The following is a 17164-nucleotide window of genomic DNA, read 5'->3' on the forward strand; positions in this document are numbered from 1 at the left end:
GGTCGAGCCTGCGCTCGGCGAAGGTCATCACGGCGACCACCGACGTCAGCAGGATCGTGCCCTGGAGGAACAGTGTCGGTCCGTCGATGGCGATGGCGCCCATCGCCGCGATGTTCACCTTGGTGGTGCCGTACCCGCCCTGCGCGAGCCCCAGGATCGAGGCGAACGAGGCGACCAGCGCGAGGAGGGTGAGAAAGACCTGCGCGCGGTAGCGCGCCTTGCGCGGCAGGAACGCCTCCAGCAGCAGACCCACGACCGCCGCACCGACGACGATCAGGATCGGCGCCAGCTGCGCGTACTCGATATCGGGGGCCTTGATCTTGTCGATCGGCTCGGCCGCCGTCGTCCACAGGCTGTGGACAGCTGTAGCGCTCACTTGGCCGCCTCCAGGTCGGGCCGGGGGTCCTTCTGCTGTACGTCGGACATCGTGTGCTCCACGGCGGGGTTGACGATCTCCGTCAGCGGCTTCGGGAAGACACCGAGGAAGATCAGCAGCGCGATCAGCGGGGCGATCACCGCCAGCTCACGTGCCTTGAGGTCGGGCATCCCCTTCACCTCGGCCTTCACCGGACCGGTCATGGTCCGCTGGTAGAGGACGAGGGTGTAGAGCGCGGCCAGCACTATCCCGGACGTCGCGATGATCCCGGCGACCGGATAGCGCGCGAACGTGCCGACCAGGACCAGGAACTCACTGACGAACGGCGCGAGACCCGGCAGTGAGAGCGTCGCCAGACCGCCGATCAGGAAGGTGCCCGCGAGCACCGGCGCGACCTTCTGCACTCCGCCGTAGTCCGCGATGAGCCGCGAGCCGCGCCGGGAGATCAGGAACCCGGCCACCAGCATCAGCGCGGCGGTCGAGAGCCCGTGGTTGACCATGTAGAGCGTCGCGCCCGACTGGCCCTGGGAGGTCATCGCGAAGATGCCCAGGATGATGAAGCCGAAGTGCGAGATCGAGGCGTAGGCGACCAGCCGCTTGATGTCGCGCTGGCCGACCGCGAGGAGCGCCCCGTACACAATGCTGATCAGGGCGAGCACCAGGACCACCGGGGTGGCCCACTTGGACGCCTCCGGGAAGAGCTGGAGACAGAACCGCAGCATCGCGAAGGTGCCGACCTTGTCGACGACCGCGGTGATCAGGACGGCGACCGGAGCGGTCGCCTCCCCCATCGCGTTCGGCAGCCAGGTGTGCAGCGGCCACAGCGGGGCCTTGATCGCGAAGGCGAAGAAGAAACCGAGGAACAGCAGCCGCTCGGTGTTGGTCGCCATCTCCAGCTGGCCGCTCGCGCGCGCCTCGGCGATCTCGGTGAGCGAGAAGCTCCCCGCGACGACATAGAGCCCGATGACGGCGGCCAGCATGATCAGTCCGCCGGCCAGGTTGTACAGCAGGAACTTCACCGCCGCGTACGACCGCTGGGCCGCCGCGTGCTGATCGCTGCCCGCGTGAGCGCGGTCGCCGAAACCGCCGATGAGGAAGTACATCGGGATCAGCATGGCTTCGAACAGGATGTAGAAGAGGAAGACGTCGGTGGCCTCGAAGGAGAGGATCACCATCGCCTCGACCATCAGGATCAGGGCGAAGAAGCCCTGGGTGGGCCGCCACCGGCCGGTCGCGACGCTGGAGCCTTCGGAGCCCGCCGATTTCGCGGAGGCTGCGGAGGCTGCGGAGTCCGCCGGCGTTTCGACCGGGTCGGCGTCATTCCACCCGGCCAGGATGACGAACGGGATCAGCAGCGCGGTCAGGGCGATCAGCACGACCCCGATGCCGTCCACACCCAGCTCGTACCGGACGCCGAAGTCCTTGATCCAGGAATGGGACTCGGTGAGCTGGTAGCGGTCGCCGCCGGGCTCGAAGCGTACGAGCGTGACGGCGGCCAGCACCAGAGTGCCCAGCGAGAACAGCAGGGCCAGCCGCTTCGCCGCCGTCCTGCGCGCCGCGGGCACGGCGGCGGTGACGATCGCACCGATCGCCGGGAGCGCCGCGGTAGCCGTAAGGAGCGGGAAAGACATGACAGTTACACCGCCCTCATCAGCAGGGTCGCGGCGATCAGCACAGCCGTACCTCCGAACATCGAGACGGCGTACGAGCGGGCGTAGCCGTTCTGGAGCTTGCGCAGCCGGCCCGAGAGACCGCCGACCGAGGCGGCCGTGCCGTTGACCACCCCGTCGACCAGGGTGTGGTCGACATAGACCAGGGAGCGGGTGAGGTGCTCGCCGCCGCGGACCAGGACCACATGGTTGAAGTCGTCCTGAAGGAGATCGCGGCGGGCGGCCCGGGTGAGCAGCGAGCCGCGCGGGGCGACGACCGGGACCGGCTTGCTCTTGCGTCCGTACATCACCCAGGCGATGGCGACGCCGATCAGCAGGACGACGACGGTGGACCCGGTGACCGTGAGCGCGCTGACGGGCGGATGCCCGTGCTCGGCGCCGGTGACCGGCTCCAGCCAGTTCAGGAAGCGGTCGCCGATGGAGAAGAAGCCGCCGGCGAAGACCGAGCCGAAGGCCAGGATGATCATGGGGATCGTCATGGACCGGGGCGACTCGTGCGGGTGGGGCTCCTGGCCCTGGGCGTCCGGCTGCCAGCGCTTCTCACCGAAGAAGGTCAGCAGCATCACGCGGGTCATATAGAACGCGGTGATCGCCGCGCCCAGCAGGGTGATGCCGCCGAGGATCCAGCCCTCGGTGCCGCCCTTGGCGAACGCGGCCTCGATGATCTTGTCCTTGGAGAAGAAGCCGGACAGACCCGGGAAGCCGATGATCGCCAGATAGCCGAGACCGAAGGTGACGAAGGTGACCGGCATGTACTTCCGCAGGCCGCCGTACTTGCGCATGTCGACCTCGTCGTTCATGCCGTGCATGACCGAACCGGCGCCGAGGAAGAGACCGGCCTTGAAGAAGCCGTGGGTCACCAGGTGCATGATCGCGAAGACATAGCCGATCGGGCCGAGGCCCGCGGCCAGGATCATGTAGCCGATCTGCGACATCGTCGAACCGGCGAGCGCCTTCTTGATGTCGTCCTTGGCGCAACCGACGATCGCACCGAAGAGGAGCGTGACCGCACCGACGACGACGACCGCGAGCTGTGCGTCCGGCGCGGCGTTGAAGATCGCTCCGGAGCGGACGATGAGATAGACGCCGGCGGTCACCATGGTGGCCGCGTGGATCAGGGCCGAGACCGGGGTCGGGCCCTCCATCGCGTCACCCAGCCAGGACTGGAGCGGCACCTGCGCGGACTTGCCGCAGGCGGCGAGCAGCAGCATCAGGCCGATCGCCGTGAGCTTGCCCTCGCTGGTCTCGTCCACCGACCCGAGGACCGGCCCGAAGGCGAAGGTGCCGAAGGTGGTGAACATCAGCATGATCGCGATCGACAGGCCGATGTCACCGACGCGGTTGACGAGGAACGCCTTCTTGGCCGCCGTCGCCGCGCTGGGCTTGTGCTGCCAGAAGCCGATCAGGAGGTACGAGGCGAGGCCGACGCCCTCCCAGCCGAAGTACAGCAGCAGGTAGTTGTCCGCGACGACCAGCAGGAGCATCGCCGCGAGGAACAGGTTCAGATAGCCGAAGAAGCGGCGGCGCCGCTCATCGTGCTCCATATACCCGATGGAGTAGATATGGATCAGGGTGCCCACACCGGTGATCAGCAGGACGAAGGTCATCGACAGCTGGTCGAGCTGGAAGGCGATGTCCGCCTGGAAGCCCTCGACGGGAATCCAGCTGAACAGCTTCTGGTGCAGGGCCCGGTCGTCCGCGCCCTTGCCCAGCATGTCGGCGAACAGCACCACGCCGACGGCGAACGACGCGGCGGCGAGCGCCGTGCCGAGCACATGGCCGGTGCGGTCGAGCCGCCGTCCGCCGCACAGGAGCACCGCCGCTCCGAGCAGAGGCGCCGCGACGAGCAGCGCAATCAGGTTATTCACGGTCCCTCACAGCTTCATCAGGCTGGCGTCGTCGACCGAGGCCGAGTGGCGGGAACGGAACAGCGACACGATGATCGCGAGTCCGACCACGACCTCCGCGGCGGCGACGACCATCGTGAAGAACGCGATGATCTGGCCGTCGAGATTGCCGTGCATCCGGGAGAAGGCGACGAGCGCGAGGTTGCAGGCGTTGAGCATCAGCTCGATGCACATGAACACGACGATCGCGTTCCGCCGGATCAGGACTCCGGACGCACCGATGGTGAACAGCAGCGCGGCGAGATAGAGGTAGTTGACCGGATTCACCGTGTGGCCTCCTCTTCGTCCCGGTCCCGGCCGACGTCGCCCCGGTCGGGCCCGTCCCGGTCGGGTCCGCCCCGGTCGTCGTCGGAGGTGTCGCGGCCGAGCCGCTCCTCCGAGCGCTGCTCCAGCGCCTTGATGTCGTCCAGCGCCTGGCGGGACACATCACGGATCTGTCCGCGCTCGCGCAGAGTGCTGATCACGGTCAGCTCGGATGCGGTGCCGTCCGGCAGCAGGCCGGCGATGTCCACCGCGTTGTGCCGGGCGTAGACACCGGGGGCCGGGAGCGGCGGGAGCTGCTTGCCGGTCCGTACGCGCTCATCGGCCAGCTCGCGCTGGGTCTTGGCGCGCTCGGTGCGCTCCCTGTGGGTGAGCACCATCGCGCCGACGGCCGCGGTGATCAGCAGCGCGCCGGTGATCTCGAACGCGAAGACGTACTTGGTGAAGATGAGGGCCGCGAGACCCTCGACATTGCCGCCGTGCGCGCTGTTGGCCGCGCCCAGACCGTTGAAGTTCTTCAGCGAGGCATTGCCGAGGCCGGTGATCAGCAGGACGCCGAAGCCGAGCCCGCAGATCGCGGCCAGCCAGCGCTGCCCCTTCAGCGTCTCCTTGAGGGAGTCCGCCGCGGTGACACCGACCAGCATGACGACGAAGAGGAACAGCATCATGATCGCGCCGGTGTAGACGACGATCTGGACGATGCCCAGGAAGTACGCGCCGTTGGCGAGGTAGAACACCGCCAGGATGATCATGGTCCCGGCGAGGCAGAGCGCGCTGTGCACGGCCCGCTTCATCAGGATCGTGCAGAGCGCGCCGATCACCGCGATGGTGCCGAGCACCCAGAACTGGACGGCCTCGCCCGTCGATGTGGTGGTCGCGGCAAGGGTGTTCAGCCCGCCCAGACCACTGACGCCGGTCATGCGTCCACCTCCTCGCCCTTCTCCCCCTTGGAGACGGCGACCTGCTGGACCGTGCCAGGGGCGGCCTCGGTGACCAGCCCCCGGTAGTAGTCCGTCTCGTCCATGCCGGGGAAGATCGAATGCGGCGAGTCGACCATGCCCTCGTCCAAACCGGCGAGCAGCTGCTCCTTGGTGTAGATGAGGTTCTCGCGGGAGCTGTCGGCCAGCTCGAAGTCGTTCGTCATCGTCAGCGCCCGCGTGGGACACGCCTCGATGCACAGTCCGCAGAGGATGCAGCGGGCGTAATTGATCTGGTAGACGCGGCCGTAGCGCTCACCCGGGGAGTACCGCTCCTCCTCGGTGTTGTCCGCGCCCTCCACATAGATCGCGTCGGCCGGGCAGGCCCAGGCGCACAGCTCGCAGCCGACGCACTTCTCCAGGCCGTCCGGATGACGGTTGAGCTGGTGCCGGCCGTGGAAGCGCGGCGCTGTGACCTTCTGCTGCTCCGGATACTGCTCGGTCAGCCGCTTCTTGAACATGGCCTTGAAGGTCACGCCGAAGCCGGCGACCGGATTCTGGAACTTGCCCTTCGATTCCTCAGACACCGTCAGCCTCCTTTCCGTCACGAGGTCCGTCACTCATAGTGTCGGGGCCACCACTGACAATCAGCTCGCGCTCCTGGCGGGGACGCCTGCGCGGCACCGGAGGCAGGGTCTGCCCGGGCAGTGGCGGCACGGGATATCCGCCCGCCATCGGGTCGAAGACAGCGGGCGGCTCCAGGTCCGCCGCCTTGTCCTTCTTGCCGCGGAACATGTCCGCGATGAAGGACAGCAGCAGTACGGCGATGACCGCGCCCGCCACGTACAACAGGATCTGCTGGAAGTCGTAGCCCTCGTTCCGCAGCGCCCGCACGGTCGCGACCAGCATCAGCCAGACCACCGAGACCGGGATGAGGACCTTCCAGCCGAGCTTCATCAACTGGTCGTAGCGCACCCGGGGCAGGGTGCCGCGCAGCCAGATGAAGAAGAACAGCAGCAGCTGGACCTTGACGATGAACCAGAGCATCGGCCACCAGCCGTGGTTCGCGCCCTCCCAGAAGGTGGAGATCGGGTACGGGGCCCGCCAGCCGCCCAGGAAGAGCGTCACCGAGACGGCGGAGACGGTGACCATGTTGACGTACTCCGCCAGCATGAACATCGCGAACTTGATCGAGCTGTACTCGGTGTTGAAGCCGCCGACCAGGTCGCCCTCGGACTCCGGCATGTCGAACGGCGCCCGGTTGGTCTCGCCGACCATCGTGACGACGTAGATGATGAACGAGACCGGCAGCAGGATCACGAACCAGCGGTCCGCCTGCGCCTCCACGATCGCGGAGGTCGACATCGACCCCGAGTAGAGGAAGACGGAGGCGAAGGCCGCGCCCATGGCGATCTCGTACGAGATCATCTGCGCGCAGGAGCGCAATCCGCCGAGCAGGGGGTACGTCGAACCGGACGACCAGCCCGCGAGGACGATGCCGTAGATGCCGACCGAGGCGATCGCGAGGACGTAGAGCATCGCGATCGGCAGGTCGGTGAGCTGCATCGTGGTGCGGTGGCCGAAGATCGAGACCTCGTTGCCGGCCGGCCCGAAGGGGATGACGGCGATGGCCATGAAGGCGGGTGCCGCGGCGATGATCGGCGCAAGGATATAGACCACTTTGTCCGCGCGCTTGACGATCACATCCTCCTTCAGCATCAGCTTGATGCCGTCGGCGAGTGACTGGAGCATGCCCCAGGGGCCGTGCCGGTTGGGGCCGATGCGCAGCTGCATCCAGGCGACCACCTTGCGCTCCCACACGATGGAGAGCAGCACGGTGACCATCAGGAAGGCGAAGCAGAACACGGCCTTGATGGCGACGAGCCACCAGGGGTCGCGCCCGAACAGCGAGAGATCCTCCGCCGCGAGGAGCTGGACCTCGGCGATCATGCGTGTACCTCCGGCGCTTCCGTGGCGGCCTCGGGGGAGGCCGGACCGATGCGGACGACCTGGCCGGGGAGCGCGCCGGTGTCCGAAGTGACTCCGCCGCCCGTGGAGTTCAGCGGCAGCCACACCACCCGGTCGGGCATCTCGGTGACCTGGAGCGGCAGCCGTACGGTGCCCGCGGGGCCGGAGACCGACAGTTCGTCGCCGTCCTTGACCCCGGTCTCCTCCGCCGTCGCCGCCGAGAGCCGGGCGACGGCCGCGTGGCGGGTCCCCGCCAGCGCCGTGTCGCCGCGCTGGAGCAGACCCTGGTCGAGCAGCAGCCGGTGCCCGGCGAGCAGCGCCTCGCCCGGTGCCGGGCGGGGCGGCGTCTGGGTGGACTCCATCGGGCCGGAGGCCCGCTCTCCGCTCCAGCCGCCGAGCCGGTCCAGCTCCCCGCGCACGGCCCTGAGGTCCGGCAGGGCGAAGGGGATGTCCATCTCCTCCGCGATCATGTGCAGCACCCGGGCATCGGCCGGTGCGACGCGTCGCGTCATCTGCTCCGGCTTGAGCGCGGCCTCGAACAGCCTCGCCCTGCCCTCCCAGTTGAGGAAGGTGCCGGGCTTCTCGGCGACGGCCGCGACCGGGAAGACGACATCCGCCCGGTCGGTGACCTCGCTCGGCCGCAGCTCCAGGGAGATGAGGAAACCGACCGCGTCGAGCGCCTCACGCGCGCGTGGCGGGTCGGGAAGGTCCGCGACCTCGACGCCCGCGACGACCAGGGCGCCCAGTTCGCCGGTGGCCGCGGCCTCGACGATCTGGCCGGTGTCCCGCCCGTAACGGTGCGGGAGTTCGCGTACGCGCCAGATCTCGGCGGTCTCCTCACGGGCCCTCGGGTCGGTGGCCGGGCGCCCGCCGGGCAGCAGCGAGGGGATCGCGCCCGCCTCGACGGCGCCGCGTTCGCCCGCCCGGCGCGGAATCCACACCAGCCGGGCACCGGTCGCGGTCGCGGCCCGTACGGCGGCGGTCAGTCCGCCGGGCACCCCGGCGAGCCGTTCACCGACGACGATCACGGCGCCCTCGGTGCGCAGCGCCTCGGCGGCCCGTGCCCCGTCGCCGTCGAGACCGACATTGCCGCTCAGCGCGTCCAGCCACTCGGTCTCGGTGCCGGGCGCGGCGGGCAGCAGCGTGCCGCCCGCCTTAAGGAGGCCCCGGGTGGCGTGGGTGGCCAGCGCGAAGGTGCGCTGACCGTGCTTGCGGTTGGCCTTGCGCAGCCGCAGGAAGACGCCGGGGGCCTCCTCCTCCGACTCGAACCCGGCCAGGAGGACCGCCGGGGCCTTCTCCAGTACGGAGTAGGTGACCCCGGTGCCGTCCAGGTCCCGCCCGCGGCCCGCGACCCGGGCGGCCAGGAAGTCGGCCTCCTCGGACGAGTGCACCCGGGCGCGGAAGTCGACATCGTTGGTGCCGAGGACGACCCGGGCGAACTTGCCGTACGCGTAGGCGTCCTCGACAGTGAGCCGGCCGCCCGCCAGGACCGCGGCCCGGCCGCGCGCCGCGCTCAGCCCGGCAGCCGCGGCGGCCAGTGCCTCGGGCCAGCTCGCGGGCTGGAGCACGCCCTCCGCGTCGCGGACCAGCGGGCTCGACAGCCGGTCGCGCTGCTGCGCGTACCGGAAGCCGAAGCGGCCCTTGTCGCAGATCCACTCCTCGTTGACCTCGGGGTCGTCGGCGGCGAGCCTGCGCATGACCTTGCCGCGCCGGTGGTCGGTGCGAGTCGCGCAGCCGCCGGAGCAGTGCTCGCACACGCTCGGCGACGAGACCAGGTCGAAGGGGCGGGACCGGAAGCGGTAGGCCGCCGAGGTCAGCGCGCCCACCGGGCAGATCTGAATGGTGTTCCCGGAGAAGTACGACTCGAAGGGGTCGCCCTCACCGGTGCCGACCTGCTGGAGCGCGCCCCGTTCGAGCAGTTCGATCATCGGGTCGCCGGCGATCTGGTTCGAGAACCGGGTGCAGCGGGCGCAGAGCACACAGCGCTCACGGTCGAGCAGCACCTGAGTGGAGATCGGCACCGGCTTCTCGAACGTCCGCTTCTTGCCCTCGAAGCGGGAGTCGGTGTCGCCGTGCGACATCGCCTGGTTCTGGAGCGGGCACTCACCGCCCTTGTCACAGACCGGGCAGTCCAGCGGATGGTTGATCAGCAGCAGCTCCATCACGCCCTTCTGCGCCTTCTCGGCGGCGGGCGAGCTGAGCTGCGACTTGACGACCATGCCGTCGGTGCAGGTGATCGTGCAGGAGGCCATCGGCTTGCGCTGGCCCTCGACCTCGACGATGCACTGGCGGCAGGCGCCGACCGGGTCGAGGAGGGGGTGGTCGCAGAACCGGGGGATCTCGATGCCGAGCAGTTCGGCGGCGCGGATGACGAGCGTCCCCTTGGGGACGCTGATCTCGGCGCCGTCGATGGTCAGCGAGACGAGGTCCTCGGGCGGGACAGCCGCGCTGCCGCCGCCCGCGGGGTTGGATGTGGTGACGGTCATGCCCGCACCTCCGCGCGAGGCGAGTCGGACCGCGGGCCGTGGCCCGCGGCGTGGCCGGGGCTCGGCGCGTACGCCACGGTCATGCGGACACCTCCTGGTGTTTGTCGGCCCACGCGGTGGATTTCGCCGGGTCGAAGGGGCAGCCGTTGCCGGTGATGTGCTGCTCGTACTCCTCGCGGAAGTACTGGAGCGAGGAGAAGATCGGCGCGGCGGCACCGTCGCCGAGAGCACAGAAGGACTTGCCGTTGATGTTGTCGGCGATGTCGTTGAGCTTGTCGAGGTCGGACATGACGCCCCGGCCCGCTTCGATGTCCCGCAGCAACTGGACCAGCCAGTAGGTGCCTTCGCGGCACGGTGTGCACTTGCCGCAGGACTCATGGGCGTAGAACTCGGTCCAGCGGGTCACGGCGCGTACGACACAGGTCGTCTCGTCGAAGCACTGGAGCGCCTTGGTGCCGAGCATGGAGCCCGCCCCGGCGACGCCCTCGTAGTCGAGCGGCACATCGAGGTGCTCGGCGGTGAGCATCGGAGTGGAGGAGCCGCCGGGCGTCCAGAACTTGAGCCGGTGGCCGGGGCGCATCCCGCCGCTCATCTCCAGGAGCTGGCGCAGGGTGATGCCGAGCGGGCCCTCGTACTGGCCGGGGCCGGCGACATGGCCGCTGAGGGAGTAGAGCGTGAAGCCGGCGGACTTCTCGGTCCCCATCGACTTGAACCAGTCTTTTCCCCGATGGAGGATCGCGGGAACCGATGCGATGGACTCGACGTTGTTCACGACAGTGGGGCACGCGTACAGACCGGCGACCGCGGGGAAGGGGGGTCGCAGCCGGGGCTGGCCGCGCCGTCCCTCCAGTGAGTCCAGCAGCGCGGTCTCCTCACCGCAGATGTACGCGCCCGCGCCCGCGTGCACCGTGATGTCGAGGTCGAGTCCGCTGCCGAGGATGTCCTTGCCGAGATAGCCGCCCTCGTACGCCTCGCGCACCGCTTCGTGCAGTCGCCGCAGTACGGGGACCGTCTCACCGCGGAGATAGATGAAGGCGTGGTTCGACCGGATCGCGTAGCAGGCGATGATCATCCCCTCGATGAGGGAATGCGGGTTCGCGAACATGAGCGGGATGTCCTTGCAGGTTCCCGGCTCGGATTCGTCGGCGTTGACAACTAGATAGTGCGGCTTTCCGTCGCCCTGCGGGATGAACTGCCACTTCATCCCGGTGGGGAAGCCCGCGCCGCCTCGGCCGCGCAGTCCGGAGTCCTTGACGTAGGCGATGACATCGTCCGGCGCCATGGCCAGGGCCTTGCGCAGCCCCTGGTAGCCCTCGTGCCGCCGATAGGTCTCCAGCGTCCAGGACCGCTCCTCGTCCCAGAAGGCCGTGAGGACCGGCGCGAGCAGCTTCTCGGGACTCGTGTCGTTGATCTCGGGTGCCAAGGTCATCACTCCCCCTCCTCGGTGACCGGACCGGACGGGTGCCGCGGGTCGGAGTCCGAGGTGTGCTGTGTTGTGTTCTGCGTCCCGGAGGGACTCGTTGAGGGGTGGTGGTCGGGCGACGGGTGGGCCGAACTGAGGTGGTGCTGGGCGCCGGGGCCGGGCTCGTCGCGGGGTGCCCGGCCGCGCGGGGAGACCACCCGGGCGGGGATTCCCTCGCCCTTGGCCAGGCGCAGTCCGATCAGCGAGGCCGGGCCCGCGCCGCCGCTCGCCTCGACCGCGCCGGGGCGCTCGTCGGGGAACCCGGCGAGGATGCGGGCGGTCTCCTTGTAGGTGCACAGGGGGGCGCCGCGGGTCGGTTCCACCGGGCGTCCGGCGCGCAGGTCGTCCACGAGCCGGCGGGCGGACTCGGGGGTCTGGTCGTCGAAGAACTCCCAGTTGACCATCACGACGGGGGCGAAGTCGCAGGCCGCGTTGCACTCGATGTGCTCCAGCGTGACCTTGCCGTCATCGGTGGTCTCGTTGTTGCCGACGCCGAGGTATTCCTTGAGATCCTCGAAGATGGCGTCGCCGCCCATCACCGCGCAGAGGGTGTTGGTGCAGACCCCGACCTGGTAGTCACCGGACGGCTTGCGCCGGTACATGGTGTAGAAGGTGGCGACGGCGGTGACCTCGGCCGTGGTCAGGTCGAGCATCTCCGCGCAGAACCGCATGCCCGTGCGGGTGACATAGCCGTCCTCCGACTGCACCAGGTGCAGCAGCGGCAGCAGCGCCGAACGCGAGCCCGGGTAGCGGGAGATGACCTCCTTGGCGTCCGTCTCCAGCCGGGCGCGGACGTCGGCCGGATAGTCGGGTGCGGGGAGCTGGGGCATCCCCAGTTGCACTTCTTGGCTGGACGACTGGGCCGTCATCGGTCGACGCCTCCCATCACGGGGTCGATGGACGCGACGGCGACGATGACGTCGGCGACCTGGCCGCCCTCGCACATCGCCGCCATGGCCTGAAGGTTGGTGAAGGACGGGTCGCGGAAGTGGACCCGGTAGGGGCGGGTGCCGCCGTCGGAGACGATGTGCGCGCCCAGTTCGCCCTTGGGCGACTCGACCGCCGCGTACGCCTGGCCGGCCGGCACTCTGAAGCCCTCGGTGACCAGCTTGAAGTGGTGGATCAGGGCCTCCATGGAGGTGCCCATGATCTTCTTGATGTGGTCGAGGGAGTTGCCGAGTCCGTCCGGGCCCAGTGAGAGCTGTGCGGGCCAGGCGATCTTCTTGTCGGCGACCATGACCGGCCCGGGCTCCAGGCGGTCGATGCACTGCTCGACGATCCGCAGCGACTGGCGCATCTCCTCCAGCCGGATGAGGAAGCGGCCGTAGGAGTCACAGGTCTCGGCGGTCGGGACGTCGAAGTCGTAGGTCTCGTAGCCGCAGTACGGGTCGGTTTTGCGCAGGTCGTGGGCGAGACCGGCGGAGCGCAGGATCGGCCCGGTGGCGCCCAGCGCCATACAGCCGGTCAGGTCGAGATAGCCGATGTCCTGCATCCGGGCCTTGAAGATCGGGTTGCCGGTGGCGAGCTTGTCGTACTCCGGCAGGTTCTTCTTCATGGTCTTCAGGAACTCGCGGAGCTGGTCCACGGTGCCGGGGGGCAGATCCTGCGCGAGGCCGCCGGGGCGGATGTACGCGTGGTTCATCCGCAGGCCGGTGATCAGCTCGAAGAGGTCGAGGATCAGCTCACGGTCGCGGAAGCCGTAGATCATGATCGTGGTGGCGCCCAGCTCCATGCCTCCGGTGGCGATGCACACCAGATGGGAGGAGAGCCGGTTCAGCTCCATCAGCAGCACGCGGATGACGGTGGCCCGGTCCGGGATCTGGTCCTCGATGCCGAGCAGCTTCTCCACACCGAGGCAGTACGCGGCCTCGTTGAAGAAGGGCGTCAGGTAATCCATGCGCGTGACGAAGGTGGTGCCCTGGGTCCAGTTCCGGTATTCGAGATTCTTCTCGATGCCGGTGTGGAGATAGCCGATGCCGCAGCGGGCCTCGGTGACGGTCTCGCCGTCGATCTCCAGGATCAGCCGGAGCACCCCGTGGGTGGAGGGGTGCTGCGGGCCCATGTTGACGACGATGCGCTCGTCGTCCGCTTTGGCCGCGGTCTGGACGATCTCGTCCCAGTCGCCACCGGTGACCGTATATACGGGTCCCTCGGTGGTTTCGCGTGCGGATGCATGGGATGTGCTCACGAGTACGACCTCCGCTGGTCCGGAGCCGGGATCTGGGCGCCCTTGTACTCGACGGGGATACCGCCGAGCGGATAGTCCTTGCGCTGGGGGAAGCCCTGCCAGTCGTCCGGCATCATGATCCGGGTGAGGGCGGGGTGACCGTCGAAGACGAGGCCGAAGAAGTCGTAGGTCTCGCGCTCGTGCCAGTCGTTGGTCGGATAGATCGCGACCAGCGAGGGGATGTGCGGATCGCGGTCCGGGGCACTGACCTCGACCCGGATCAGCCGGCCGTGGGTGAGCGAGCGCAGATGGTAGACGGCGTGCAGTTCACGGCCCTTGTCGTCGGGGTAGTGGACTCCGCTCACCCCCGTGCACAGCTCGAACCTCAGGGCCGGGTCGTCGCGCAGGGTGCGGGCGACCCGCACCAGATGCTCGCGCTCGATGTGGAAGGTCAGCTCACCGCGGTCGACGACCGTCTTCGTGATGGCGTTCTCGGGGACGAGGCCCTGTTCCTCCAGGGCGCCTTCGAGTTCATCCGCCACTTCGTCGAAGTAGCCGCCGTAGGGGCGGTGGGCGGGGCCGGGCAGCCGGATGGAGCGGACGAGTCCGCCGTAGCCGGAGGTGTCGCCGCCGTTGTTGGCGCCGAACATGCCGCGCTGGACGCGGATCTCCTCACCGTGCTCGCCGCGATGCCCCGGCAGATTCTGCTCGCTGAGGTCCTTCTCGGGGTTCGGCTGGTCGCTCACCACGCCACTCCTTCGTGAGCTTCTCCGCCCGCACAGCTCAGAAGTGCGGCTCTCACAGTCGTCTGCGGCCCGGCGGCCGTGCGTGCGTCGCTCACCGGAGCAGCCCCTTCATCTCGATCGTCGGGAGCGCCTTGAGCGCCGCTTCCTCCGCCTCGCGGGCCGCTTCCGCCGCGTTCACACCGAGCTTGGAGGACTGGATCTTCTGGTGGAGCTTGAGGATCGCGTCCAGCAGCATCTCGGGACGGGGCGGGCAGCCGGGCAGATAGATGTCGACGGGGACTACATGGTCGACGCCCTGCACGATCGCGTAGTTGTTGAACATGCCGCCCGACGACGCGCAAACGCCCATGGAGATGACCCACTTGGGATTGGGCATCTGGTCGTAGACCTGCCGCAGCACAGGGGCCATCTTCTGGCTGACCCGGCCCGCCACGATCATCAGGTCCGCCTGGCGCGGTGAGCCGCGGAAGACCTCCATGCCGAAGCGCGCCAGGTCGTAGCGGCCGGCGCCGGTCGTCATCATCTCGATGGCGCAGCAGGCCAGACCGAACGTGGCGGGGAAGACGGATGCCTTGCGCACCCAGCCCGCGGCCTGCTCGACGGTCGTCAGCAGAAAGCCGCTCGGCAGTTTCTCTTCGATTCCCATTTGGTGCCCCTCAGCCCCTCAGTCCCATTCCAGTCCGCCGCGCCGCCACACATACGCATAGGCGACGAAGACGGTGAGCACGAAGAGCAGCATCTCCACGAGCCCGAAAAGCCCCAGGGCGTCGAAGCTGACCGCCCAGGGGTAGAGGAAGACGATCTCGATGTCGAAGATGATGAAGAGCATCGCCGTCAGGTAGTACTTGATGGGAAAGCGACCGCCTCCGGCGGGCGTCGGTGTCGGCTCGATGCCGCACTCGTACGCCTCCAGCTTTGCCCGGTTGTAGCGCTTGGGGCCGATTAGCGTGGCCATGACCACGGAGAAGATCGCAAACCCTGCCCCGAGGGCGCCGAGCACAAGGATGGGCGCGTAAGCATTCACCCTCCTCGCTCCTTCCAGTCGTCAATTGACCGTTGGACCGCACCGGGCGTCTACCGGACCACCTCGAAGATCGTGTTCATGTGAGGCAGTTCACAAGCCCGACTGCCCCGCATCCTATGCCTGCCGTCCTGTGATCTGCGACACGGGGTCGGTAACCGCCCTTGTGATCTCCACCACCCGGGGATGGATCATGACGGCGAATAGGCGTTGATCTTCGTACACGAAGCGCGCGAGTGGTCACCAGAAGTGACAACTTATGACGTTCTCGCTGGTCGAGGGGGGTTTGCCATATCAAGGCACGGCGTGTGCGAGCAAATTGGCGATGGTCCGCGACGGGTGATAGGAGAGCCTCACCTCACTTCCCCGCGAGGTCCCCGGGGAGGGCCGGGAACGCGTGCGCGCGTTCACGATCGCGGGGGCCCGGGCGGGGTGGAACGGGGGCGGGGGACGGGGGTGCGGTGGCCGTCCCGGCGCGGTGATGCGGGTGGGCCGGCTGTGGCCCGGGGGGTGATCATGGCTTGTGATCAAGCGTGGTGATCGCCCGCTGCGATCGCGGCTCGTGATCACGGCTCGTGATCACGGCTCGTGATCACGGGTGGTGATCGCCGCGGAGATCGCCGATGCGGTCCAGCGGTCGGCGCGGTGATCGCTCCGGCTGATCGCTCCGGTCCGACCGCTCCGGTCCAATCGCTCCGGTCCAATCGCTCCGGCGGTCGCTTCGGTGGCGTGGTGATCACTGCGGCGCGCGTCGGGGTGGTGCGCGCGGGGGCGTCGCGATCATCGCCGGTACGGTCGGGCGCGCTCCCCTTCGTACGCGTGCATATACCGTCCGTGACGCGTCGCGTACCCACCGCGCGGTCGCCGCGTACTCGCCACGCCCCCGCCGGGTACTCGCCAGGCACTCGCTTCGTCCTCAGTTCGCGCGCGGAACCGTTCTCGGACTCCTCGGACCGACGGGAAACGATCATCGGGCGGGTGCTTGGCCGCGGTGGCGACGACGGGTGTCCTGACGGGTTTTCAGCCAACTGCCGGGCGTCGGCGGGGGCACATGGGCGCCGTGACCTGCGTCACATGGTCACGACTCGATAAAAGCGGGGCTTGGCCAACGGATGGAGTGGATGGTAGGCCCAGGGCAATTCGGACGTTTTCCTGAAAGCGCGTGATCAAGGGCAAGGTCGAGCATGCCCGGATTGCCCGTTAGGGCGTCAATAAAGGGCTGAAGCAAGCGGATTGACTTGTTCCGCTCATAACTGTGGCGCAACACACGTTTCTTGTCGGGAACCCTGGACGACTGATAGCGGTTGTCCCTATGTCCCACACCGCTCACATACCCAGCCACCGGAAGCCCCGCCGTCGCAGCGCCTCGTCCATGGCGCTCCGGGCCGGAGTTGCCGGTGGCGTCCTCAGCACCATCGCAGTGGCCGGAGCCGCCGGGCCGGCGAACGCCGAGCCGGTGACCGAGACCATAGAGATGCCCACGATCAACCCCGCGGGTCTCTCCCAGGCGGTCGCGCAGTCCGCCGCTGCCCAGCAGCAGGTCGCGTTCGACCTTGAGTTGCAGGCGCAGGAGGACGCGGCGGCCAAGGCCGCCGCGCAGACCGCGAAGAAGGCCAAGGCCGAGGCGGTCCGCAAGGCGGAGGCCGAGAAGGCCGAGGCGAAGAAGCGGGCGGAGGCCCAGGAGCGCGCTTCCCGCACCGCCGAGCGCACCGCCCTCTCCACGGCCTCCTCGAACTCCTCGAACGCGTCCAAGGCGTCGTCGGGCAGCAGCTCGTCGAGCAAGAGTTCCACGCAGGCGTCCGGTTCCGTCGGAACCGTCATCGCCTTCCTCAAGGCGCAGGTCGGCGACGCGTATGTCATGGGTGCCACCGGGCCGAACTCCTGGGACTGCTCCAGCCTGGTCCAGGCGGCGTTCCGCCAGGTCGGTGTCGACCTTCCCCGGGTCTCCCAGGACCAGTCGACGGCCGGGACCCAGGTGGGCACCAGCAACCTCCAGGTCGGCGACATCCTGTACTGGGGCAGCGCGGGCAACGCGTACCACACCGGTGTCTACATCGGCGACGGCAAGTACCTGGACGCGGCCAACCCCAGCAAGGGCGTGGTGATCCAGGACCTCTCGGGCTACCCGGCCACGGGCGCGGTCCGCGTTCTCTGAGCCGGCCGGTCCACAGACAGGCCCTAGG

At 68.6% G+C, this 17164-nt stretch carries 14 protein-coding genes and 1 pseudogene; 1 reads left to right on the top strand and 14 read right to left on the bottom strand.

Going from position 1 to position 17164, the window contains the following annotated elements:
• The 14 genes and pseudogenes from ACWF94_RS12045 to ACWF94_RS12110 all read right to left on the bottom strand — a co-directional run.
• A pseudogene (locus ACWF94_RS12045) lies at positions 1–376 on the bottom strand (NADH-quinone oxidoreductase subunit NuoN); the annotation flags it as partial.
• Positions 373–2007 (bottom strand): NADH-quinone oxidoreductase subunit M, encoded by a 1635-nt coding sequence (locus ACWF94_RS12050; protein ID WP_453487234.1) that lies wholly within the window; start codon positions 2005–2007, stop codon positions 373–375. The gene ACWF94_RS12050 and the pseudogene ACWF94_RS12045, both read right to left, overlap by 4 nt.
• A gap of 5 nt (positions 2008–2012) precedes the next feature.
• Positions 2013–3914: an NADH-quinone oxidoreductase subunit L gene (gene nuoL, locus ACWF94_RS12055; protein WP_453487235.1), complete on the bottom strand. Its 1902-nt coding sequence runs from the start codon at positions 3912–3914 to the stop codon at positions 2013–2015.
• 6 nt (positions 3915–3920) lie between these two features.
• Positions 3921–4220: an NADH-quinone oxidoreductase subunit NuoK gene (gene nuoK / locus ACWF94_RS12060; protein WP_073744124.1), complete on the bottom strand. Its 300-nt coding sequence runs from the start codon at positions 4218–4220 to the stop codon at positions 3921–3923.
• Positions 4217–5134: an NADH-quinone oxidoreductase subunit J gene (locus tag ACWF94_RS12065; protein WP_453487236.1), complete on the bottom strand. Its 918-nt coding sequence runs from the start codon at positions 5132–5134 to the stop codon at positions 4217–4219. The genes nuoK and ACWF94_RS12065 overlap by 4 nt, the downstream gene beginning before the upstream one ends.
• Positions 5131–5718, bottom strand: coding sequence for an NADH-quinone oxidoreductase subunit NuoI (nuoI, locus tag ACWF94_RS12070; protein ID WP_453487237.1), 588 nt, complete (start codon positions 5716–5718; stop codon positions 5131–5133). The genes ACWF94_RS12065 and nuoI overlap by 4 nt, the downstream gene beginning before the upstream one ends.
• Positions 5711–7081 carry an NADH-quinone oxidoreductase subunit NuoH gene (nuoH, locus tag ACWF94_RS12075; RefSeq protein ID WP_453487238.1) on the bottom strand — a complete coding sequence of 457 codons (1371 nt, stop codon included), beginning with the start codon at positions 7079–7081 and terminating at the stop codon, positions 5711–5713. The genes nuoI and nuoH overlap by 8 nt, the downstream gene beginning before the upstream one ends.
• Positions 7078–9585 carry an NADH-quinone oxidoreductase subunit G gene (locus tag ACWF94_RS12080; protein WP_453487239.1) on the bottom strand — a complete coding sequence of 836 codons (2508 nt, stop codon included), beginning with the start codon at positions 9583–9585 and terminating at the stop codon, positions 7078–7080. Before ACWF94_RS12080 ends, nuoH begins: the two co-directional genes overlap by 4 nt.
• A 79-nt stretch (positions 9586–9664) precedes the next feature.
• On the bottom strand, positions 9665–11014 hold the full coding sequence (nuoF, locus tag ACWF94_RS12085; RefSeq protein WP_453487240.1) for an NADH-quinone oxidoreductase subunit NuoF: 1350 nt from the start codon (positions 11012–11014) through the stop codon (positions 9665–9667).
• A complete protein-coding gene (gene nuoE / locus ACWF94_RS12090; protein WP_453487241.1) occupies positions 11014–11916 on the bottom strand; it encodes an NADH-quinone oxidoreductase subunit NuoE in 903 nt (300 codons plus the stop codon). The genes nuoF and nuoE overlap by 1 nt, the downstream gene beginning before the upstream one ends.
• Complete coding sequence (locus ACWF94_RS12095; RefSeq protein ID WP_453487242.1) at positions 11913–13235, bottom strand: NADH-quinone oxidoreductase subunit D; 1323 nt, start codon at positions 13233–13235, stop codon at positions 11913–11915. Before ACWF94_RS12095 ends, nuoE begins: the two co-directional genes overlap by 4 nt.
• Complete coding sequence (locus ACWF94_RS12100) at positions 13232–13960, bottom strand: NADH-quinone oxidoreductase subunit C (RefSeq protein WP_453487243.1); 729 nt, start codon at positions 13958–13960, stop codon at positions 13232–13234. The genes ACWF94_RS12095 and ACWF94_RS12100 overlap by 4 nt, the downstream gene beginning before the upstream one ends.
• Before the next feature lie 91 nt (positions 13961–14051).
• Positions 14052–14606 (bottom strand): NuoB/complex I 20 kDa subunit family protein, encoded by a 555-nt coding sequence (locus ACWF94_RS12105; protein ID WP_453487244.1) that lies wholly within the window; start codon positions 14604–14606, stop codon positions 14052–14054.
• Positions 14607–14624: 18 nt separating this feature from the next.
• Positions 14625–14984: an NADH-quinone oxidoreductase subunit A gene (locus tag ACWF94_RS12110; protein WP_073792966.1), complete on the bottom strand. Its 360-nt coding sequence runs from the start codon at positions 14982–14984 to the stop codon at positions 14625–14627.
• Positions 14985–16293: 1309 nt separating this feature from the next.
• On the opposite strand from ACWF94_RS12110, the gene ACWF94_RS12115 reads away from it, so the two are divergent.
• Complete coding sequence (locus ACWF94_RS12115; protein ID WP_453487245.1) at positions 16294–17136, top strand: C40 family peptidase; 843 nt, start codon at positions 16294–16296, stop codon at positions 17134–17136.
• The last annotated feature ends 28 nt before the right edge of the window (positions 17137–17164 follow it).

It is taken from the genome of Streptomyces sp. NPDC055078 (genome assembly GCF_053607985.1).

Bases quoted from the DNA above. Each gene is read 5' to 3' on its own strand.
- ACWF94_RS12050 (WP_453487234.1), bottom strand. From the start codon at position 2,007: ATGTCTTTCCCGCTCCTTACGGCTACCGCGGCGCTCCCGGCGATCGGT.
- ACWF94_RS12065 (WP_453487236.1), bottom strand. From the start codon at position 5,134: ATGACCGGCGTCAGTGGTCTGGGCGGGCTGAACACCCTTGCCGCGACC.
- ACWF94_RS12105 (WP_453487244.1), bottom strand. From the start codon at position 14,606: ATGGGAATCGAAGAGAAACTGCCGAGCGGCTTTCTGCTGACGACCGTC.
- nuoH (WP_453487238.1), bottom strand. From the start codon at position 7,081: ATGATCGCCGAGGTCCAGCTCCTCGCGGCGGAGGATCTCTCGCTGTTC.
- nuoE (WP_453487241.1), bottom strand. From the start codon at position 11,916: ATGACGGCCCAGTCGTCCAGCCAAGAAGTGCAACTGGGGATGCCCCAG.
- nuoF (WP_453487240.1), bottom strand. From the start codon at position 11,014: ATGACCTTGGCACCCGAGATCAACGACACGAGTCCCGAGAAGCTGCTC.
- ACWF94_RS12080 (WP_453487239.1), bottom strand. From the start codon at position 9,585: ATGACCGTCACCACATCCAACCCCGCGGGCGGCGGCAGCGCGGCTGTC.
- ACWF94_RS12115 (WP_453487245.1), top strand. From the start codon at position 16,294: ATGTCCCACACCGCTCACATACCCAGCCACCGGAAGCCCCGCCGTCGC.